General features: G+C 72.0%; 15 protein-coding genes. 3 read left to right on the top strand and 12 right to left on the bottom strand.

Going from position 1 to position 21,658, the window contains the following annotated elements:
* Positions 1–4: 4 nt before the first annotated feature.
* The 12 genes from O2W16_RS14090 to O2W16_RS21695 are packed head-to-tail and all read right to left on the bottom strand — an operon-like array spanning position 5 to position 16,044.
* Positions 5–2,776 carry an ATP-binding protein gene (locus O2W16_RS14090; RefSeq protein WP_269159441.1) on the bottom strand — a complete coding sequence of 924 codons (2,772 nt, stop codon included), beginning with the start codon at positions 2,774–2,776 and terminating at the stop codon, positions 5–7.
* Between the two features lie 11 nt (positions 2,777–2,787).
* Positions 2,788–3,027: a hypothetical protein gene (locus O2W16_RS14095; protein ID WP_269159442.1), complete on the bottom strand. Its 240-nt coding sequence runs from the start codon at positions 3,025–3,027 to the stop codon at positions 2,788–2,790.
* Positions 3,027–3,731, bottom strand: a complete 705-nt coding sequence (locus O2W16_RS14100) for a toxin glutamine deamidase domain-containing protein (RefSeq protein ID WP_269159443.1) — start codon at positions 3,729–3,731, stop codon at positions 3,027–3,029. The genes O2W16_RS14095 and O2W16_RS14100 overlap by 1 nt, the downstream gene beginning before the upstream one ends.
* Positions 3,732–3,744: 13 nt before the next feature.
* Complete coding sequence (locus tag O2W16_RS14105; protein WP_269159444.1) at positions 3,745–4,626, bottom strand: hypothetical protein; 882 nt, start codon at positions 4,624–4,626, stop codon at positions 3,745–3,747.
* Entirely contained in the window at positions 4,623–4,841 is a 219-nt protein-coding gene (locus O2W16_RS14110) for a hypothetical protein (protein WP_269159445.1), read from the bottom strand. The genes O2W16_RS14105 and O2W16_RS14110 overlap by 4 nt, the downstream gene beginning before the upstream one ends.
* On the bottom strand, positions 4,838–6,574 hold the full coding sequence (locus tag O2W16_RS14115) for a TRAFAC clade GTPase domain-containing protein (RefSeq protein WP_269159446.1): 1,737 nt from the start codon (positions 6,572–6,574) through the stop codon (positions 4,838–4,840). Before O2W16_RS14115 ends, O2W16_RS14110 begins: the two co-directional genes overlap by 4 nt.
* Positions 6,574–8,997, bottom strand: a complete 2,424-nt coding sequence (locus tag O2W16_RS14120) for a GAP1-N2 domain-containing protein (RefSeq protein ID WP_269159447.1) — start codon at positions 8,995–8,997, stop codon at positions 6,574–6,576. The genes O2W16_RS14115 and O2W16_RS14120 overlap by 1 nt, the downstream gene beginning before the upstream one ends.
* A gap of 5 nt (positions 8,998–9,002) precedes the next feature.
* Positions 9,003–10,202, bottom strand: a complete 1,200-nt coding sequence (locus O2W16_RS14125) for a hypothetical protein (RefSeq protein WP_269159448.1) — start codon at positions 10,200–10,202, stop codon at positions 9,003–9,005.
* Complete coding sequence (locus tag O2W16_RS14130; RefSeq protein ID WP_269159449.1) at positions 10,202–12,922, bottom strand: hypothetical protein; 2,721 nt, start codon at positions 12,920–12,922, stop codon at positions 10,202–10,204. The genes O2W16_RS14125 and O2W16_RS14130 overlap by 1 nt, the downstream gene beginning before the upstream one ends.
* A gap of 1 nt (position 12,923) precedes the next feature.
* On the bottom strand, positions 12,924–14,549 hold the full coding sequence (locus O2W16_RS14135; protein ID WP_269159450.1) for an Hsp70 family protein: 1,626 nt from the start codon (positions 14,547–14,549) through the stop codon (positions 12,924–12,926).
* Positions 14,550–14,557: 8 nt separating this feature from the next.
* A complete protein-coding gene (grpE, locus tag O2W16_RS14140) occupies positions 14,558–15,496 on the bottom strand; it encodes a nucleotide exchange factor GrpE (protein ID WP_269159451.1) in 939 nt (312 codons plus the stop codon).
* Positions 15,493–16,044, bottom strand: coding sequence for a transposase (locus O2W16_RS21695; protein WP_442928916.1), 552 nt, complete (start codon positions 16,042–16,044; stop codon positions 15,493–15,495). Before O2W16_RS21695 ends, grpE begins: the two co-directional genes overlap by 4 nt.
* Positions 16,045–16,552: 508 nt before the next feature.
* Between O2W16_RS21695 and O2W16_RS14145 the strand changes: the two genes are divergently transcribed.
* The 3 genes from O2W16_RS14145 to O2W16_RS14155 are packed head-to-tail and all read left to right on the top strand — an operon-like array spanning position 16,553 to position 21,634.
* Positions 16,553–19,969 carry a sensor histidine kinase gene (locus O2W16_RS14145; RefSeq protein ID WP_269159452.1) on the top strand — a complete coding sequence of 1,139 codons (3,417 nt, stop codon included), beginning with the start codon at positions 16,553–16,555 and terminating at the stop codon, positions 19,967–19,969.
* Positions 19,962–20,447 carry a hypothetical protein gene (locus O2W16_RS14150; protein WP_269159453.1) on the top strand — a complete coding sequence of 162 codons (486 nt, stop codon included), beginning with the start codon at positions 19,962–19,964 and terminating at the stop codon, positions 20,445–20,447. The genes O2W16_RS14145 and O2W16_RS14150 overlap by 8 nt, the downstream gene beginning before the upstream one ends.
* Complete coding sequence (locus O2W16_RS14155) at positions 20,444–21,634, top strand: hypothetical protein (protein WP_269159454.1); 1,191 nt, start codon at positions 20,444–20,446, stop codon at positions 21,632–21,634. The genes O2W16_RS14150 and O2W16_RS14155 overlap by 4 nt, the downstream gene beginning before the upstream one ends.
* The last annotated feature ends 24 nt before the right edge of the window (positions 21,635–21,658 follow it).

Consider the following 21,658-nt stretch of genomic DNA (forward strand, 5'->3'; position numbering starts at 1 on the left):
ATCGTCAGCTGATCCCGGCCCGGGTCAGCAGCTTGGTCGTGACCTCGCGCGGCAGCCGGCTGCGGGCCACCGCCTGGTTCACCTGACAGCGGACGACGATGCGCGCCCCGTCTTCGCCGAGCAGATCGGTGAGCATGCCGAGGTCGTCCTTGAAGTGCTCCGCGACGTCGGACAGGTCCTGCCGCCAGCCCGGCCCGTTCAGGCTGGCCGGTCCGGTCCGCGGCGCGTCCCGGAGCAGGGCCCAGGCTGGCAGCCGGATGCCACACCGGGCGCCACAGTCCGGGCACGTCCGGCGCACCGGCGTCGGCACCGAGTAGTCCAGCGCTGCCTGCGCGGTCACCGGCACCCCGGCCAGCCACAGCTCGTACATCGCCGCGAGCGCGCCATCTACCGCCGCGGCGCTAGGAAATACCGCGTCGCCGCGCTCCCGCGTGAGCAGCCGGCGCATCGCCGCCCAGGCCAGGCAGGAGGTGCGCAGGTTGCCCGTCGAGGCGGCCCGGGTGAGCGCTCCGTGGGCTTGCTTGCGGACCGCCCGGCCGTCGCCGTCCCCGACCCGGGTGGCGACGATAAAGAGTGCCATCGCCGGCTCGGCGAGCGCCGCGGTCTGCCAGGCCCGGAAGTGCTCGGTCGGGGCGTCCTCACAGCACGGCCACGTCGTCCGGCCGGGCGGCGCGGGCCGGGCCGCGCCCGCCGGGGTCAGCGGGTCGGCCGGGGCCACCGCCACGGTCTGCGGGCTGGGCTCCCGCCGGGTCGACACGATCGCCTGCCCGCGGGCCAGCCCGCCGAGCAGGTCGGCGTCCTCCGGCGGCAGGCCCAGGGCGCCGGCTAGTGAGGCCTGGTCCTCGGGGTGCACCACCCGGTGCGCGATCTTCACGTTGGTGTTGCGCAGTACGTCGCTGGACACCTTCGCCGGGCTCTGGTCGACGACCACGACCTGCTCGCCGAAGCTGCGCACCTCCGCCAGCAGCGAGGACAGCAGCTCCGCGGAGATCCGGCGCGCGCTGCCCGAGGCGCCGTCCTCCTGAGCCGCGGGCACCTCCGGGATGACCCGGTGCGCCTCCTCGAGCACCAGCACGTGCTCCACCGGCCGGGGCTGCCGCCGGGCCCGCGCCCGCGCCTGGGTCGCCATGGCCAGCAGCAGCACGACGAAGGCCCGCTCCTCGTCATCGACCAGGTCGGCTAGCGTGACAACGCTTGGCCGGTCCAGCAGCCGGTCGACCATCCCGGAGTCCGGCCAGACGAACCGGTGCGCCCGCACCGGGGCCAGCAGCACCGCCAGCCGGGTCGACAGCGAGGCCAGGATGTTGCTGTGCGCCTCCGGCGCGTAGCCGAGGCCGGCCACCAGCCCCTCCAGCCGGTCCCGGACGTCGTAGAGCACCGTTCCCTCCGGCCCGCCCGGCTGCATGGAGACGGCGTCGAAGAGTTGCGTGACGACGTAGGGGGTCGGCGGCGGCATGGTGAACGCACCCCGGAACGCCTGGGAGACCCGGGTGACGTGCGCGACCGCGTCCTCGCCCGGCCACGGCTGCATCAGGTCCATTCGCAGCTCGGAGCCGGTGACCACGGTCAGCCCGCCGCGGAACAGCGACGCGGCGGCGGAGTACTCGTCCTTGACCGGGTCGATGACCAGGAAGGGCACACCCTGCGAGTTCCACAGCTCGGCGAGCAGCCGGTGCAGCGTCGTCGTCTTGCCCGAACCGGTCGTCCCGGTGACGAACGCGTGCCCCTCCAGGTCGGTAAGGCTGATCGACGCCTCGAGGTCGGTGGACCAGTACGTGCCCAGCGAAAGCGCGTCACTGGACCGGTTCGGCCGGCGGTGCGCCGGCGGTGCCTTCCGGACGCCGAGACCCGGCGACGCCGCCGCGGGCGTGGCCAGCAGCCCCGCTACGTCGGCGGAGGCGAGCACCGAGACCGGAGGCGCCGCCGCGCCGCTGAGGTCGAGGTCGAGGTCCAGCGCCCGGAAGCGGCGCCCCTGTTCCTCGGCCACCGCACCGTGCAGGCAGGCCAACACCCGGCCGGCGCATCGGTCGTCCTCGGCCATCGCCCAGCAGGTGACCAGCCACATCCCGAACGCGCTGCCCTGCGCCAGGTAGCCCTGCAGCACGCCCGACCACTCCTGCACCCGCGACCAGTGGGCTGACACCGTCGCCACGGTCTGCGTTGCCGAGCGCTGGCGGGTGGTGGAGAGGTTCTCCGCCGCCACGTGCGCCAGCTCCACCAGATGCGATTCGGCCCGGCCGACGTCGCCGTGGCCGGCGGCCGTCAGGCTCAGCAGCACCGACCAGGTGCCCGGTTGCAGCGACAGCTTGTCCAGTAGGACCGGGCCTGGGTTGGCCTCGCCGTCGCGCCGGAGGTCGGGCAGCAACCGGTACGCCACCCCGACCGCCACGCCCCCCTCCAGCATGGCCGTGGCCGAGGACGGCAAGACGTCACAGGCCGGTGCCAGCGAGGCGCGCACCAGCGCCAGCGTGTCCGGGTCGGCCGAGCCCAGGTACAGGCGCATCCCGTCGACGTCATCGTGGGCCACCAGCACGTGCAGCCGCGCGCCGCTCCCCCCGCCGAGCGTGGTCAGCAGCCGTTCGAAGGGCTGCACGGCCTCCTCGGTGCGGGTCGGGACGGCGGTGACGTGCACCCAACGCACGCCCGAGGGCAGCACCGGCGCCGCGCAGCGCCCGGCCCGGTGCGGGCCGGTGCCGAGCGCGGCGAGCACCTCCGCGGGAGCGTGCGGCAGCGCTGCCCCGGCGGTGGGTACGCCGAGGACGGAGAGGAGGTCCACCGGGCCCGCGGTCAGCGGGCGTCGCTGAGCGCGGCCAGCGCCGACTGCGCGGTGTCCCGGAAGCCGAGCGGCCGGACGCCGCCGTTGTCGGCGACCACCCAGGTCGTCGTGCCCAGGGGGACGTCGCCGTCGGCGGACCAGGCGAAGAGCCAGCCGCCCTCCAGCCGCTCCCCGGCGAAGTGCTCGGCGTCGGCTGCCTCGCTCTTCGCCGCGGCCAGCGCCGCCCGTGCCTGCTCGATGGAGATCGCCATCAGAAGATCCGCTTCCCCTCGTCGTTCCACATCATGACCTGATGGCCCCACGCCTGGTCGAAGTACGGGTGGATGGTGGCGTCGTCGAACGACAGCACCTCGTGGTGCTGGGAGTCGACCACCTGGATGCGCCCCCGATGGTTCACGACGTTGTAGGCGTGCCCACCGCGGCCGCCGCCGTCGTTGGCCCACTGCGACCCGATGATCGCGCTGGTGCCGTGGCCGCCTTCCTCCAGCCGGCGCCGGATCGCGGCCACGTCGTCCGTGCGGGTGAACTGCTCGCCCGCCCACTCCTCCGTGCGCTCGGACAGCTCACCACGGGCCGCCATCTGGCCGGCGGCGTCGTGGGTCTCCGCGCGCCCGGCAGCCTCTTCTTGGTCGCCGCGCCAGGTCCGCTCGAAGCAGCGCGCGCAGTCGGCGCAGTTATTCTCGTAGCTGCCGTCCCGGTTCGGGTCGAACTCGGGGTTGACCCGGTCCACCGTCTCGTGCGGATCGGCGAACGGCTCGATCGGCCGGGGCCGGCTCATCGGCTCGAGGTACTCGCCCTCGTACTGCTGCCGGAACTCTCGGCATGGATCGTCCTTATACCCGAGGTGGTTGGTCGGGGTCTCCCGGACCTCGTGGCCCTCGGTGGTCCCGAGCCGGATCTCCTGCCCCGGGGCCCAGTCCGTCCCCTCGGTCCTCGACTGTTCCAGACGCGTCACCTGCACCACCCCATCAGAGGGCCCTGCACATCGAGAGGAGGGCCAGCACGAGGACGATCACGACGATGAGCTGCACCACGGTGCGCACCCCGGTCATCCGTGCGGACGGGTCGACGTAGCCCCGGGTGGTCGCCCCGGTCCGGGCGTTGACCAGCTCGCCCACCTCCAGCACCTGGCTGCGGGGGTCGATCCGGCCGCGCACCTCCACCCGGTCGCCCAGCCGGACCGCGCCACCCCGCAGCTCGCCGCGCAGGTAGCAGTCGAAGGTTGTGCAGTCGTCGCCGTCCAGGACGAACGGGGTGCCGGGCACCCGCAGCGAGTCGGGCCGGTCCTGCCCGTAGCGGCGCCCGCCCAGACCGCTCAGGCCGCGTGTCGCCCCGCCCAGCCGCGGCGACACGATGCTCAGCAGGACGCCGAAGGCGATGCCGACGGCCCGCGGGAAAATCGTGAGCAAACTGACTGTCGTCCCGCTGAGCGCGTTGTTGACCCCCAGCCGGACGGTGTCGTAGCGCTCGGGACTGACGTCGGAGATCGTCCCGGTTACCACCACCCTGCCCCGGGTGGGCCGGGATGCCGCCGGCGCTGGCCCGGAGGGCCCGGGGCCGGGGGCCGCGCCGACCGGCGGGGTGGTGGTGACCGGTGGCGGGGTCACCGGGCTGATCGGAGGCACCCGCGGGCCCGCGCCGGCCCGCCCCGAGGGGGGCGGGCCGGCGGCCGGAGGAGCGCCGCCGGGAACCCCGGCGCCGGTCCCCGCGCGCCCCCGCCAGCCGCTGCCGGTGCTCGGGCCGGCGCCGGGCAGCGGCCGCTTCGTCGACATGGTGGCGTCCGGCGCCGCGTAGTGGCAGACCAGGCAGACGCCGTTGCGGAGCTTCTTGCCGTCGATCGGGCAGGTCATCGGGTCAACGCCACCCACGGGAAGGGAATGAGGTGGAACAGCGTCTGCTGCACATTGCTCGCCCACGCCCACCACCCGGCCACCAGGTCGCTGCCGTTAGAGTCGGTGAACCACCAGCTGCCGAGCAGCATGGCACCGACCGCCAAAAGGGCGACGTGCAGCAAGCTCCAGAGCCCCCGGTAGGCCTGGTACGAGGGGGGCAGCTCGTCGCTCATGCGGCAGTCCCCTCCGGGGTCCCCGTCGCCACCGGTTCAGGCGCCGGCGCGATGGCCGACCCGAGCGGGCTCCGGCAGGTCCTAAGCACCCACTCGAGCACCCGGACGGGGCTCGTTCGGGCGGTCAGGTCGGTCGAGTTCATCGAGTCGACCAGGAAGTAGGTCACCTTCTGGAAGTCCTTCTCGCACCGCTGCACGATCAAATCGAACTCGTTGGCGACCAGCCAGTCGCGCACCGAGTCGCTGTCGTGCCCACCCAGCCGCTCACCGGCCGGCAGCCGGAGCAAGATGTCGGCCTTGGTCACCACCAGGGCAAGCTGCCGGTCCTTCACCCGCACGTTCTCCGCGCGCATCCGGTCGACGGCGGCCGCGTAGGCCTCCTCCTGCTCGCCGGAGGCGGTGAGCACCGCCTGGCTCAGCCCGCGCGAGCGCAGCTCCCGGGCGATCGTCGGGAAGGGCAGCGGGTCTAGCACGAACACCAGCGCCCGGGCCTGGTCCAGGTACCGCAGCACGGCGGTCTGCTCCCAGTCCGAGAAGTTCTCCCCCGCGGCGTCGAGCAGCTGGACCTCGACCGTCTTGCCCTGGGCCGTGACCAGCAGCGGGACGCCAGTGGGCCGGACGGCGGCGGTCTTGGTGGTGTTTGCGTGCTGCCGGATCAGGCTCCGGGTGACGTCAAGGTAGGTCGCGGCGTCCGGGGTCAGCCCGCTGACCGAGCCGGAGACCTCGCCCAGCCGCTGCTCCAGCTGCACCGTTGCCGCCGCCAAGAGACGAGTCTTGCCCGCGCCCACCGAGCCGATGACCGGCACCGGGATCGTCTGGCGGTTCCCGCTGCCCTTCGGCATCTCGGCGTTGCAGACCGGGCAGACCGGCTGCAGCTTCGCACCGGCCCGCCGGATGGTGTTGGGCAGCGTGGTCCCGCACGCGCACCGGCGGCTGCGCAGGCCCAGCGGCCCGGGCAGCAGGTCGCGGTGGACGACGGTGCAGGCCGGGTTGCTGCACCGGAAGCTGGGCAGCGTGCTCAGGGTGTAACAGCTGGTGCACAGCAGCTCCGCGCGGTCACGCCGACGCAGCAGCACGTCGGACCAGCGGTAGGCGAACAGCGCCAACTGTTGGCCGGTGACGACCACCGCACCGACCACGAACATCAGCAGCAGCCAGGCCAGCACCGATACCCAGGTGCCGAGGGCGAACCCGACGTAGGGCGGCACCAGGAGCACCGCCAGGGCGATGCCCGGCAGAGAGCGCGCGGTCTGGTTGGCCGCCGCGCTGACCTTGTCGCCCATGGTCGAACTACGCGTGCCCGCCGCGGTGCCCTTCCGCAGAGAGCAGACGTCCGCCACCCAGGCCCAAGCGCGGGACAGCAGCTCCTGGCACTCGGCGCGGACACCGAGCGCGTCCTCGCGTGCCTGGTAGGGGAAGTAGGTCGACCAGGCCTGGTCCCAGCCGTAGTGCCGGGCGTCGCCCCGCGCCTTGGCCCGGAATGCTGTACCGGCCGCGACGTCGGCCGGGGTGAGCTGCCGGAAGGCCGCTCTGCCCTTACCGCGGAGCACCCGCAGGGGCACGACCACCCCAAACAGCAGCCCGCCGACCACCGCGACGGTGAACGACACCATCCAGTAGAGGACCAGGAAGGAGATCAGCCGGGTCAGCAGCGCGCCGATCGTCCAGGCGATCATGGCGGCCGCCCAGATCGCCAGGGCGGCCAGGAACAGGTACATCAGGAACTCTGCCATCAGTGCCGCTCCTTGCTGTCCAGGATGCGGCGGGCGTTCCGCACCGCGGCACGGGTGCGCCGGCCCTTGCCCAGCGACCCCTCGAAGTCCTGCAGGAGCGGCGCCCAGTCCTGTGGCAGCGACGCGGCGAGCCGGTCTCGCACCTCGCTCTGCGCCGGGTCCTCCCAGACCCTGGCCAGCCCCCGCCGGGCGGGCCGCCCCAGTCCGCCTGGGTCCACCTGAATCAGCCGCAGCCCGCCGAGTAGGGCCCGGACGTCGACTTGCCGCGCGAGCCGGACGATGGCTAGCTCTAGAGCGCCGTCGAGGGTCCCGCGCGCCGCCTCGGACAGGGAGACGATGCCTGACTCGTCGGCCACCGACAGGAGCAGTTCGGCGAGGTCCCCGGCGTACAGCCGCAACCACAGCTCCGGGAGCGTGGCCAGGCCTCGGAGGCTGTCGTTGCGGCGGTCCGCCGCCTGCCCGGTGGCGTTTCGCAGCGTCGTCGACACCTGGGCGACGTCGTGTAGGAAGGTCTTCAGCATCGGCGTGTGACCGGTGACGCCGTCGGCCCGCAGCGCCTGCGCCAGGCGCTCCAAGGGGCCCGGTCGCCCGGTGCGGAGACCGGCCCGTACCACCTGCTCGACCAAGTGCGCGAGGCCCGGCGAGAGCATCGGGTGACTGCCCAGCCAGGCCACCACCTCGTCGGCGGTGACCTGCTCGCCCCGTCGCTCCAGGAACACCGCGGACGCCCATCTCGGCACCCGGGGGGCGACCTGACGGACGATCCGGAGCCGCTCCTCCGGCGTGCTGGTGCGCAGGGTACGGCTGGCCAGCCAGGTAGACAGCGGCCGCCGCTCCGGGTCGACGGCGGAGCCCGGGCCGGCCAGCCAGTCCCACGAACCGGCCTCGAGCGCGGCGATCGCGGCCGGTTCCCCTGCCTCGAACCGGACCTGCAGCTCCTCCTGCAGGGCGAGGGTGACCTGGTCGACGTGCAGCCAACTGAACGCCGAGCCGGTGAGGTCGGGCCGCGTCGCCCACCGCCGGGCGAGCCGGCCGATATCGGTCCGGACCTGGTCGGCGGCCAGCCCGGTCCCGAGCGCACGCGCCAGCGTGAACCAGTGGGCGAGCTCCTCGTCCGGAGCGGCCGCGAGCACCTGGCCGATCAGGTCGGCCGCATGCGCCGCCGAGTCGGCGTCCGCCCAGTTCAGCTGCCGCTCCTCCGACGCACTACGCGGCAGCGGGTGCGAGCGGGCCCAGGCACCGGCGGCGGCGGGCACCTGCACGGCCCACTCCAGGCCAGCCAGCGCCAGGCCCGCGGCGAGCGCGCCCTCACCAGCCTCGTGCAGCCGCCACAGCGCCGTCGTGAGCGCGGCGATGTCGTCGTCGGGCTGCGGGCGACGGCCGACGACGACGTCGAGCAGCGCGTCGCCGTAGGCCTCCAATTCGTCGCCGTGCGCACCGTCGGCCAGCGCCCCCAGAGCGACCAGGGCCGCCGCGAACCCCGGGCGGCCAGCCTGCTGCTCGGCACCCTCCAGGCAGGCCACCGATGCGGCCAGCGCCGCCGACCCCGCGGGGACGACGGCGGCCCAGCGGCGGCTGGTCTCCACGGCGTCGAGCGCCTCGTACGGGTCGTGCTCGAGGAACCAGGCGGCGTGTAGGGCCGCCGAGGGTGACACCTCGACCGCCGTGGCCACCCGCTGGTCGAGGTCGACGACGTTGCAGCCGACCGCCCGGTCCGGCGTGAGGTCGGGCGAGAGCGCCGGGTGGGCGCCCACGATGTGCGCGGACTCGGCCAGCGGGTTGGCCGCGTAGACCCGGAAGGTGAGCTCCAGCGCCCGGGGGCCGTCCTCGAACAGCGAGGCCAAAGCGATCCACCGCATGACGACGTCCTGGTCGGGGTGGACGACGATCAGCTTGACCCGCTGCTCGGCCGTCGCCTGCTCGACCATGGTCAGGAACCGGGGCAGCAGGTCCCGGGACCACGATTCGGAGACGACCAGCTGGTGCAGCCCGGCCGTCTCGAAGGCGGGGTCGATCTCCAGCGGGGCCTCCCAGCCGGGCACCTCCCGGGCGGGTGCGCGCTGAAGCGACCATGAAGACGACGAATACAGCTGCGCCGGCCGCAGCGGCAGAATGTCGGCCGCCGACTCGGTGACGATCGCCTGGGTCACCTGGTTGCCCGGCCGGCCGCTCAGCGTGCGGCCGGTTGACCGGCCGCGCGCGAGGTAGAACCGGCCGTCCACGGCGGTGTAGGCGCAGGTCGGCGGATGCTTCTCCGGCCGCTCCGGAGCCAGGCCCATCGGGACGACGTGCAGCAGCCCACTGCTGATCCGGTGCTCGTCGGTGGGGGTCGCCTCCGCGGACTCCGCCTGGAACTGAAAGCCGCTCCGCCCGCTGACCGACTCGTCGGCCGCGCAGTCGGTGTAGGTCAGGACCGCGAACACGCCGCTCACTTCTCCTTGGGCAGGAAGCCGCGGTCGGCCATCAGCCACAGCAGCGGCTCAGCTACCCGGTGCGGTCGCAGCCCCCTGTTGTTGGCCCGCGCGCTGGCGTATTCGGGCTCGGCCCCTAGCGCGGAGGCGACGAAGAAGCGGTAGCTGGTGTAGTTGTGCCGCAGGTGGCGGAGCACGTCGTCACCGCCCCACCGGTCGACCAGCGACTCCACGTGGTGGTGCAGGTCCAGTGACTCCTGCTCGTCGAACACCGGCAGCGCGGCCGGCACCCGCCGGATCGGGTCGTCCGCGCCCACGTCGGCGAAGAAGGCGTCGATCTTGGCCAGCACGACCGCCAGCGGGCGCTTGATCTTCTTGTTCGGTCCCAGCCGGTCGGCCTCCTGCAGCATCCCGGTGACCGCGGTCAGTACCTGGATGGGCGTGTCCCTCAGGTTCTGCGGGTCGATGCCGCGGGCCAGCGCGGTGTCCCGGTTGGCCGGCAGTCCGAAAGGGTCCAGCAGCAGGATCAGCCCGTCGGTCGCCGCCAGGTAGTGCTGATTCCGCGCCCGGTCCAGCGTGGCGAGGTCCTCACCGGAGGTGTCGTAGAAGGAGATGATCGTCGACGCACTCCCCCCGCCCAGCCCCCGGCGTTGCGTGGTCATCTGCCACTCGAAGACCGCCGGGACTGTGTCGGTCTTGGTGAACTCTGGGGTCTGCTCGGGCAGCGTCCCGTCGCCCCCGGGCTCCAGGGCTCGGCGGTAGCCGTCCAGCCGGGTCAACAGCGCCGAGTTGCCCACGGTGTCGATGGCGGCCCCGAAACGGCGGGCGACGCTGCTGGTCAGCTCCTTCGACAGCACCGACAGCAGCACCGTCTTGCCGCTGCCGCGTACGCCGATCAGCCCGAACAACGGGCTGTTGCCGGTAAAGTTGGCCGGCAGCGGCGAGTGGCAGGTGGGGCACAGCCGGATGCCGGTGCGGCTGAAGCAGTGCGGGCACTCCGCTTCGACCAGGGAACCAATCCGCCGTCCCTTCTGTGGCCGGAAGACCGGGAACGTTGGCGTGGCGTCGGCCAGAACTTCGTCCCGGACGTCGTCCCGCTGCTTCTCGCACGCCTTCCGGCCCGGCGCCGGCCGGCCCGTGCAGCGGAACGCAGGGGTGCTGGTGTCGACCCCCTCGTAGCAGTAGGGGCACGGGGCCAGTCGTCTGCCGCCGAACATCAGGCTCCTCGAAGCTCTCGGGCCGGGGGGTCGACCAGTCGGAAGTCGGTCGGGCGCTGGGGGAACGCCCGGATCCAGAAGTGCGGCCCGAGGCCGCTGAGCGGGACGGTCAGGGTGGCCGGCCCGGCGGAGAGGTCGAGGGACCGCTCGGCCAGCACCACCCCGCTCTCCTTGGCGTAGGGCATGACCTCCCCCGCCTGGCCGACGACCACGACCGGCACGGCCCCGGGCCGCTCGTCGCTGTCGAAGGTGAGAGTGACCTCGCTCGGCGGGCGGAGCAGCCGCTTGTGCCACGCGACGGTGTACCGGACGCCCGGCGGGGCCGCCGGGACGTCCACCACAGTCTCCGGCGAGGACCAGACCTTGTCGCCCGAGGCCGGCACCGTCTGCAGCCAGAGCCGGGTGCTGCCGGTGCCCGCAATGATTCGCAGACCGCCCTCGGCGGCGTACTGCGGGCGGGTCAGCCGGCGTTCGCCGGGGGTCTGCCCCTCCCACACCACGTGGACGTCGAACTCCTCGCCGGGCCACGCGAAGCTGACCACGACCGTGTCGTGGAACCGCTCGGCCGTCACGTCGGTGAGGCGGGGGCAGACCCCCACCTCGTTGACCTGGCCGACCACACCGCTGTCGCCGTCCCGGGTGACCGGGAAGTAGTGCCGCAGCCCGGGCATGACCGCCCCCAGGACGCCGTCCCGCCGCCCGCCGCCCGCGGTGCCGCCGGTCAGCCGCGCTGCGCCCGCGCTGATCTCCGCCATGGGCACCCGAGCGCCGTAGGGCCAGCGCGGCGTGCCCGCGGTGTGCCAGACCTCGACGGCGAAGCCGGTGAGTGGTTGCCAGGTGGCCTCGAGCGCAACGTCACCGGCGCCGCCGGGCCGCAGCCGGAGGTTGACGAAGGGCACCGGCCGCACCTGGCCTCGCGGCGTGCCGGTGACCCGGCACGGCTGGGCGGCCAGCTCGCCGGCGGCCGTGGCGTACAGGGCCGTGAGCAGGTAGGTGTACGTCGCCCCTGTGGTCAGCCCGGTGGAGGTCACCCCACCCTGGCTGTTGGGCCGCAACTCGGTCTGCTGGCCGTCCGGCGCCGTCTGCAGCACACGCACCGCCCGGGCGCCGAGCGGCGGGTTCCAGCTGAGCGTCACGCTGTCCGGGTCGGCGGTCACGCGCACGTCGCGCACCGGCGGAAGCACCGTGATCGCCTGGGAAACGACCGGTGAAAAGCCGGCCCCCCGGGTCGCGGCGACGCCGTAGTAGACGAGCGTAGCCAGTTCCGGCGTGCGGTGGTCGAAGCGGGTCCCGGTCACGTTCTCGGCGACGATCGTGCCGTCGTGCGCGTTCTTCGGTGGCACCCCGGCCCGGCAGACTATGACGTAGACCACGTCCGAGGTGGTGCCAAACCCCGGCTCCCACATGACCTGGACGGTGCGGCCGTCCTCGCTGGTCGTCACCGCCAGGTTCAGCGGTGCGGCCGGGGGCAGCCCCGCGTGCATGTCGGCGAGCGACTCGTCGTCGGTGCAGATGGTCAGCGCCTCGTTGAGGGCCTGCGCGGCTACCCCCAGGTCACCGGCCTCCACTGCTGCCTGGGCTCGGGCCCGCAGTTCGGTGACTCGGCGCTCGGCGCCTTCCAGGGCCTGCTGGGCCTCGGTCCGCGCGTCGGTGACCGAGTCGGCGGCGGCGGCCGACAGCGCCTCGAAGAGTCGCCGGGCCTCCTTGAGCACCCCCTCGGCCACCTTCTGCTGGACCTCGGGGAACCCGGCTCGGCTCTGCCCGTCGGCGAAGAGGGTGAGGATCCGGGCGGCGTCCTGCTTGTCCAGCCGCGTATCGGTCAGCCGTTTGAGCGCCAGCGCCAGCGCCGGCTCGGACTGCGCAGCCTGCCGCCCCAGCTCGATGAACCACGCGCGCACAACCTGCTCGAGGGCGGCGTCGTCGGGCAGCCCTTTGAGCACGCCCAGCGCCCGCTTGATCGCGCCGTTCTCGTTGTCGTTGGACGAGCGCTGGTCGGTGATCTGCCGGCTGTCGGTCACGGTCTGCAGGGACAGCCGCTCCCCACCCTCGCCGACGAAGCCGTCGACCACCGTGAAGCTGGCCGGTGGGGCCTGCAGAAAGACGGCATCGACGATGCTGGCGCAGGAGGTCGACCCCAGCTCCTTGAGAACCGCGGCGGGCACCGCAACAGGCGAGGGCGTCACCGGCGGGACCACGTCCACCCCGGCGGCCTGCACCGCGGCCTCAATGTCGGGAGCAGAGACGTACCCGGCGATCCCGACGTCGGCGGCCAGCCCCGCCAGCTTTGTCGTGGTGATCAGTCCGAGGACCCCGACCTCGGCGACCACCACCCCGACGAAGTCGGCCAGCCGCTGCTGGCCGCGGGAGGCGCGGTCGGCCAGCCGCTCCTGCCAGAAGGCGGCGATCGCCAGGTCTGGGTTGCGCTCGGCCAGCAGCTGGTTGATCTCCACCAGCGTCGGGCCAATCTTCTTGATGCTCTGGGTGTTCAGGCTCTTGGCGAACACGTCCTGGACGCTTGCCACGTGCGCGGCGACCTCAGCGTCGGACCCGACCGTGGACAGGTCGTAGAGCTCGACAATGTCCAACGACGCCGGGACCTTCGCCCGTGGGTCCCGCTTCAGCTCCCGGAGGCCGGCCTGAAGTTCGGGCAGACGCTTGTTCTTGAACGGGGTCAGGACCCGCTTGCGGTACTCCGCGGCCACTGCTTCCGGGAAGGCCATGTCAGACGGCCCGCTGCATGCCGGCGACGATCTTAGTGGCCGCCGCCAGCTCCTCCTTCTGCATGACCGACAGGGTGGCCGTGACGGTCAGTTGCTGACCGCTCCGGGGCTCCACAGCGGAGAGCGTCGCCAACCCCTCCGCGTCGATCGCCAGGCGGACCTCGATCGGGGACCCCTTCGGCAGCCGCGGCAGGCCGGTGAAGGTCGCCCCGGCCTCGGGCGTGATCTCCCGGTTGTCGGCGATCGTCTCCGACTCCGCCTCCCCGGTCTGCTCGAAGATGCGGATGCTGAGCTCGGTGGTGTCGTCGCTGTAGGTCTCCGGCGTTTCGCGGATCTCCAGCGGCAGCGAGGCCTGGGCGTGGGCGAGGAAGCCGATGTACTCCTCCACCTGCCCCGGGTGTGCGCCGTCGCGCACGAACTGCACGCCGATGCTGCGGGACAGCACGTTGGCGATGGTCATCGCCCGGCCACCGATGAGCAGCGTCCGGCCCTGGCTGTCGTCCTGCGGCACGTCGCCGAGAGCCGCCGCGGCGCCGGTGTCGGCGCCGGTCACCGGGTCGACCCAGCCAGCCGTGCCCTGGCCGTAGATGGCCGCGCCCTTGGCCACCGCGAGGTCGAACTCGGTCTTGGTCAGCGTCCAGCCGAACCGCTCGTGCAGCGACGTCTCGATCATCGGCATGCGCGAGGAACCGCCGACCAGCAGGACGTCGTCGTAGCCCAGCCCCGGCGACTTCTCCTGGGCCGCCTCCATCGCCCGGGCGACGATGTCGAGGGTCTGGTCGACCAGGTGCCGGGTGCCGGACTCAAACTCGGCCCGGGTGATCTCGACCATCTCCACCGCGCTGCCGAAGCTGCACTTGATGCTGGCCTTCTCCTTGCGGCTCAGCGTCATCTTGCAGGTCTCGACCTCGGTGAGCAGGCGCTGCGCGAAGTCCTCGTCGTCCACCGGGTCTTCGCTGAGACCGGCCTGGTTGCGGAACTTCTCAGCGACCAGGTCGAAGAGCATGGAGTCCCAGTCGGCACCACCGAGCAGCCGGTTGCCGTCGGTCACGAGCACCTCGATGCCGTCGGGTGAGACCCGCATGATCGTGCAGTCGAACGTGCCGCCGCCGAGGTCGTAGACGAGCAGCGACTTTTCCGCATCGCCCTTCAGCCCCGTCGAGAGGGCGGCCGCCACCGGCTCGGTGATGACCCCGACGACGTTCAGGCCGGCGATCTCCCCCGCCTGGCGGGTCGCCTCCTTCTCGGCCAGACCGAAGTAGGCAGGCACGGTTATGACGACGTCGTTGGTGTCGATGCCGGTGGCGTCCCGGGCGCTGGCCACCAGGTCCTTGAGGATCACCGCGGAGATCGTCTCCGGGAAGAAGGGCTGGCCGAAGAACTCCAGCTGCGTCGCCGTCCCCATCTGCCGCTTGATCAGGGAGACGGTCTGGTCGCGGTAGACGATCGCGCCGTTCTTGGCCTCCCGACCCACGACGTAGTTGTACTCGCTCTCGAAGAAGACGACCGACGGGGTCGTCTCGTCGCCCTCGCTGTTGCGGATGACCTCGGGTCGGCCGTAGTCGTTGATGTAGGCGATCGCCGAGTAGGTGGTGCCGAGGTCGATGCCGAAGACGTGCTCACTCATTGGTCGACTCAACTTTCGTGGTAGCCCGGCGGGACGGGCGGCAACGGAACGTCGGGAGGCCGAGGGGCCGGCGAAGGTGGACCGGCCACGGCGGTCACCGCGTTCGGCTGAGGTGCTGCAGGAGGGGTCGGTGTGGGGGCGACCGGCGGCAGGGGGACGGCGGCGGGCGGCGTCGGAGCTTGGGACGGCGGCACCGCGGTGGGTGCAGCGGAGGCGTCGCCGGCGGCCAGCGTCGGGTCGTACTGGTGGATGGTCACCCGCGCCATCACGGTGGCCCGCGTGGAGCCCTCCGCACCGAAACCCTGGCGAACCACGGCGGCGATGGTCCCGTCGCGGTCGGGGTCGCCGGTGGGCACGCGCCGCGTCGCGGTGTGCCACCGGCGGTCGAAGGCGACCCCGGGAGCCGCTCCGACGGTCTCCATGCCCAGCAGCTCTAGGCCGGACTCGACGCGGTGGACGAGCATGCCGACCTCCTTGGCCAGCTGCTCCGCGGTCATGGTGGCCGGGTCGCGGCCGGCGATCTCGGACAGCTCGCCGTGGAGCGTCGCCAGCTCCGTGGCCACCGGTCCCAGCAGCGCGCGCACCTGGTCGGCCTGCAGGTCCTCGATGCGCTCCTGCATGCGCTCGATGACCTGCTCTTGGGCCTGGGCCCGGTCGTGGAACCGCTCCACCTGGCCGCGCAGCTCGGCCAGTGCGGCCGTGTACGTCGCCAGGGCGTCGGCGACCACGGCTTCCGCCGCGGGAATTTCCATCACCGCGGCGTCGGCGGAAGCGGCGTCAGTGGAGGCGGCGTCGGGAATCGCGGCGAGCGGGGCCGGCTCGGCCGACGCGTCGGTGACCATCGGCTCGACCGTGGCGGCGTCCACCCCTGGGTCGGGAACTCCGGCGGACGGCCGGGCACCACCGTCCAGCACGGGGTCCAGTGGGGTGTCTGCGGCGTGGGTCATGCGTGCGCAGATTCGTCGACGCGCAGCAGCGCCGGACAGCCGGCCGACAGCTGAAACAGGACAGAACAGGGCACAGCGTCGAATCGCATGGATCCCCCCGTCGCACCCGGGCCCCCGGGGCGACAAATCTGACCGTCTCGCCCGCGCACTGTCAATACCTTTGCGGGCAGTAGCCGTGTTTTCGGGCAGGAGCTACGCCGGCTCTGCACCCCGCTGCCCGGCATCCCGGGCAGCGTTCGGCAGGGTGCTCCAATGCACCGATAAGCCGCTGATGCGGCCGGCGATGAGGGAGTAGGTAGTAGAGCTCGCTGGCGATCAGTCGCTTGGGGCTGCGGATCATGTGCTGTCTTCGACAGGCCTTCCTCGGTGCGGCGCTGGACGTAGGCGCGGGTGCGGGGATCCCAGCGCATCCCGCAGAGCGTGACCCGGTGGATCGCGGCATTGGCCTGCCGGTCACCGCCGCGGTTGAGCCCGTGCCGGTGGGTGCGCCCGGAAGATGTGGGGAGTGGTGAGACGCCGCAGAGGGCGGCGAACGAGCGAGCGGACAAGACGGTGACGGGTGCCTGCTGGCGCGAGCTCCTATGAAGTCACGAACCCTCGACCGGTGAGTGCGAACCAGCCCTGCAGCGGCCGAACCGACAGATCGGCTTGAAGACCCGAAGTCAGTCAGGCGGTGGGTGAGGAACGACCGCTGCGGGGCTCGTTCGCATCCTCACGTTCATGGGGCTAGTTTTTAGGCGCCGTCGGCACTCGTTACGACGAATTGGCTCACCTGAGATGCAGAAGGTGTGGCACTCGACCCCGACTTCCTTCAGTGCAAGGCGGCGAGGTCGCCGGCAAACGCCCGGAGCCGGGGCGGCCCTGTCCCAACAGCAGGCGAGACGTCAGCTCAAGACGTGAACATTCCCCTCAAGGTCGGTTCGCTGTCGGCCGATGTAGTTCCCGCTGGGGTGCTCGCCTGACCGAGGGAGCGCCGAGCTCTGTGGGAATGAGGTTGCCTTGGGCGGGGTCCCGGCAATGCCTGCGCAAAGTCAGACGGTGGCTCCGCGAGCCAGAATGGCGCAGGCGGCGCTGGCAATCGCCGACGGCGTGCGGCAGGCGGCCGCCGAGTCGTCGCTGACGGCGGACGCCGCCAAGGACGCGCTGCGGGCCATCGATGCACTCGCGGGTATGGAAGCGGCGCAGCAGGGTTGCCGTGATGCGACCGCTCGGGTCATCGAGGCTGTCCAGCAGGCGGATGTGCTCAGCCGCGGTCACCTCGTCATGCAGGCCAACTTGCTGGCCCGATTGGGAGACGGCGCCGCGGCGGCGGAGGTATTGGTCGCCGCGCATGCCACGTTCCCGGACGGGTTCACCGAAACGCACGGGCTGACCGCGTGGCGACACCTCTCCAAGCGCGGCACTGAGCAGGCGGAGGCGTTGGTCCGGATTCTCCTCCGTGCAGGGGTGCCACTCGCTACCGAGGGTGATACGACGGCGTTCCTCTCCGGTCTGCAAAGGGCGCGGGGGCGTTCGCAGCTGACCGAGGCCATCGAGTATCTAGAGCGCTCCGGTGGCTTCTCCAGCGTCATCGCAGCCGGACGCGCAATGAACATCGTGCGGACGGCGCAGGGTCGCACCGCCGAGCACGTGATGCGTCTGACCCAGCTGGCGACCGCGACCTGCGGACTCAGCGTCCGTGTGGTGAACGACGCCCTCGTCGTCCTTGCAGAGCTCGGCGCCGCCGATGAAAGCGAAGCAGTCCTCAGAAAGGCCGTGGCGGCCGGCCTGGATCCGACCGCCGAGCATCGACTGGCCCATGTGACGGCTCTCGCCAACGCCATGCGGTTCGAAGCAGCTCTCGCCGCCTATCAGCAGTACCTGGACGACGGCTTCCCGGCGTCGATCAAGGCACGCCGGGTCCAGGTCTACGCATTGTTGGCGATGGACGAGACGGGCCGAGTGTGTTGTGCGCTGCTCGACTGGGCCGCCGACCTCCGTGACAGCGGCGGCGTCGACCCACCGGCGAGCCTGCTCACAGCGGCACTGAGCGCCCTGCTTCGAGACGACGTCAGCGTCGCCCTGCGGCTGGTCGAGGGCTCGGCGGATGTCTTCACCTACAACGGCACACACCGCAAGCTCGTCCTCGACAGTGCCGCGAGGACGCGCGCTCCGGAGACGCTAGCTGCCGCACTGGCCGCATTCGCGCGCGGTGGGGCGGTCCCCTCCGAGACCGACCTCGAGCGCCTCATCGATCTGACTGCCGACTGCCACGCCGTCGATGTCGAGGCCGCACTGATGCACCTCGTCGAGGCGGCGCCCGAGACGCTGTCCCGGCTCGCCCTTCCCTTGGCGCTGGCTCAGATTGCCGGGGGAGACCTGGCAGCGGCAGAGGCCACGGCCCGTCTCTCCGGCAATCCCGCTGTGGTCCAGGCGGTCGTGACCGGGCATTTGTCCGGCGATGACCTCGATGGCGCGCTTCGGACCAGCGAGATCCTCGACGTGGAGGACGACGGCCTCGGCGCCCGGGCGAAGGTGCGACGGCACATGCCGCATCCGCCGGTGATGGTGGCGCACCTGGTCCGCGTGTTGGCCGTGCGCACTGGGCCGCCAGCGGCGGAGACGTGGATGCGTCGCTACCCACAGGTCGCCTGGCCCATGGAGGCATGGGAGGCGCTCGCCCTGGCCTACCGACGCGACGGAGGGAAGCACAAGGCGATCGAGCGGCTCATGGAGCGGATGCGCCGGGTGGGCCGCACGCCATCGAGTGCTGTGTGGACGCAATGGCTGTCGGCCTTCCCGCGTGCCCGCCGCACGGACCGTGTCGATGAGGCGCTGCGTCAGATGGCCGCCGACAAAGTTGTCGCGATGGCCGGCTTCCACACCGCGGCGATCGTCGGCGCGCTGCTTCCCGAGAAGGTCCTGCCGCAACCCGACCGCGCCACCGAGGACGTGGCCTGGGAGAACGCACGGAAGGCGCTGTGCACGGCGGAGGAGTTGCTGGTCCGGGCGGTCCGAGCGCTCAGCCGGCACCGTGGCACCGACCCCGAGGCCTGGTTCACCCCCGCTCAGCTGCTCGAGATCGCCCGGAGCTACCCCCTGCGCCGCCGTCCGTTCGCCCAGCTGGACGCCGTGGTCGAGGTGCGGCTGAACGAGGACGACGACGCGGATGAGCAGTTCGCCGCATTCCTCGGCGCCGTGGCATCGGCACATGCACGGGCCCTGTTGCCCGCGGGTGTCGAGCGACTCCGTGAGGCGGCTCGTCCGCTCGGCCTGGCCGATCGCCCAGACCTGGTGGGCGCCCTCTTCGATGCGCACGGCGGAAGCCCCCAGGATGGCCTCCTCGTCGTCCAGACCGAGGTGGCCGCCGGCGCCGTCCAGTTGCCTGCGGTCGCGCAGGCCGCCGGGCGGCTGCTGGCAGGCGTCGGTTCTCCGGACGCCGTGCTGCAGGTCCTCGACCTGCCGAGCGGGACCTCCCTGGACAGGGAACTGGCCGAGGAGCTGGCCAGCGCCGCGGTGCGCGCCTTCCACGAGGCGGGGCAGGCGGACCTGGCGCAGGAGCTGGGGCGGGCCGCCGCGCAGCGCAACCTGGTCCTGTCGACCAGCGCGCAGGCGAGCCTGATGACCACCTACCAGCCGCAGGAGGCGTTGAGCTCTGCCGACGAGGGTCCGGTCTGGACCACCGCTGAGCTGGCCGCCTACAACTCCCTGCTCCAGCACGAGCTGGCCAACCACCTGCGGGTGGGCCGGAACCGGACCGACACGCTGGCCACGGTCGTCCGCAAGCTGCGGGAGCAGATGCCGCCCGAGGTGCAGGCGGACATGTTGCGGTACCTCGACCTCCTGGACAAGGTGGAGCGCGGCCTCCGGGTGAGCCTGGACCACCAGCAGCGGAGCATCGACAAGATCGCCGCGGCGGCCGAGCAGGAACGCGTCTCCGCCGGGGCCGTGAACGTGCGCGACTCGATGGACGTCGTCATCGAGCAGCTGGGCAACGACGCCGAGGGGGCCAACAGTCGCCTCGTCATCCAGGATCGCGACGGCTGCGCGTCCATGGCTGTGCGTGCGCACGCGACCTTGCTGCAGTTCGCGCTGCACAACCTCGTGACGAACGCGCTGAAGGCCCACGGGCGGCGCAAGGACGACGTCGAGCGCGATGTCGAGCTGCTTGCGACCTTCGACGAGTCCGACCGGGACGACCTGACCGTGGCCCCGTACGGCTGGGTCGTCGTCTCGGTGCGCGACCACGGGGACGGCGTCCCTGCCGACCTGCCCGACAACGTCGCCAACTGGACCATTCCGGGTCAGCCCGGCCAGGGAGCCGGCATCGGGCTGCGGGTCACCGAGAACATGATCCGTCAGGCCGGCGGTCAGCTCTGGGTCGACACCGCGGTCACCGAAGGCAGCCGCTTCTGCTTCCGACTTCCCTCCGCCGCGCGCCGTCAGGGGCGGGCCTCCCGACCGATCCCCCGAAAGGACAACAACAATGACTGAGCGACTTCCGGTCGTCGTCGTCGACGACAAGGACGACCAGCTCGCCGGCGCCGTCGACCTGCTGGAGGCGGAGGACTGGGACGTCACCACCTTCGACGACATCGACGAGGCCGCTCGCGTCCTGGTCAACCGGACGGATCCCTTCGTCATGGTGCTGGATCACGACTTCGACCGGCCGGACGGGCGAACCGGGCTCGACCTCACCGAGCTCCTCCGGTCGGCGCACCCGTGGGGGCTCGTGCTCCCCATCTGCTACTGGAGCGGACGCATCGGCGGGGCCGAGTTCCTGGCGGTGCAGCGCGACCGCCAGCTGATCTCCCCCAGCTCCTACACCTACAAGGGTGGCGACGAGTCCCTCGTGCAGGTCGTGGAGCGCGCCGAGAAGACCTTCCAGGACCACCGTGCCACCCTCGAGCGTCAGGCGCTCCGGCGGGCGTTGCTGAGCGCTGACGAGGACCTGCTGGAGGAGGACCTGTGACCGCCGGGCTCCTCACCACGCCGATCGGGATGCGCAAGGTGGTCGTCGACACCTGCGCGGTCCTCCGCGGCGGCAAGTGGCACAACGAGTTCAAGCCGCAGGTCCAGGAATGGCTGGGCGGCGAAGGCGTGGCCGTCGTGCCCGGACGTGTGGTCGCCGAACTGGCCCGGGTGGCCGCTCACAAGGGGTTGCAGAACGGCAAGGACGCCGGGGCGGTGGCCCGGCGTGCCGGGATGGCGCTCAGGAACCCGCAGCAGCTCCTCGACGTCCACGCCGCGCGCCGGGCCGTGCTCAGCCGAGCGGACGTCGACGAGCTGTGCCGGGACAGCGGGGACCTGGACCTCGTCCTGCCCGGGGACAAGGGTCGGTGCGTCCCCGGTGACGCCGACTTCGAGGTGGCGCACACAGTGCGGGTGCTCACCGCAGCCGCGCACGAGGCATGCCTGGTGACCGACGACGGGGATCTCCAGCAGGCGGCTGATCGCCTTGGGGTGAACCTGCTCGGCGCGCTCCTGCCGGTCGCCGACCGGGAAGCGCCGCTGCCGGGGTCAGCCGTCGCAGGGCTGCCCGACCCGGTGAACGGAGAGGTGCTGCACCTGCTGGGGCTGGAGGCCGCGTACGCGCTGCTCGAGGGAACCCTGCCGGCACCGGCTGCCGCCGGTGAGTCCTTCGTCGTCCTGTCGTCCACGCTGGTCCGGGCGGTGCAGCGGGCCGCGCTGAAGGTGCGGAAGCTGGAGGGGGAAAGCAGGGATGCAGCACTGGCCGCGATCCATGAACGCCTGCACCTCCTGCTGACCACTGGGGAGCTGCCAGGTCATGACGGTCGGGCCGCGGTGTGGGCCACCCCGTGGGGGGTCTACCGGCAGGCCGCCGAGCGCATCATCGACCTGCGGTTCGCTGCCGACGGTGGCACGGGAGAGCCGATGGACATGCACTCGCTGCTCGTCCTGACCGCGGCAGAGGCGCTGGGCCAACGCGGACACGCCGTCCGGCTGGTGTCCAGCGGGTCGGATGCAGCCACCGATCTCGTCCTCACCGCGATGGCCAGCTGGCGGCGGGCGGGTGCGCTGAAGGCACTCTCCGCGGCGGCATACCACGCGCGGAACACCGACTCCCTGGTCGACATCCCGCTGCCGGACGAGGGGCTGGACCTAGGCGCCCTGCTCGACAAGTTCCGCCGGCCCTGACCGCGGCGGTGGAGCGGTCCGTCG

The sequence above is a fragment of the Modestobacter sp. VKM Ac-2984 genome, from assembly GCF_026967985.1.
Lineage (GTDB): Bacteria > Actinomycetota > Actinomycetes > Mycobacteriales > Geodermatophilaceae > Modestobacter.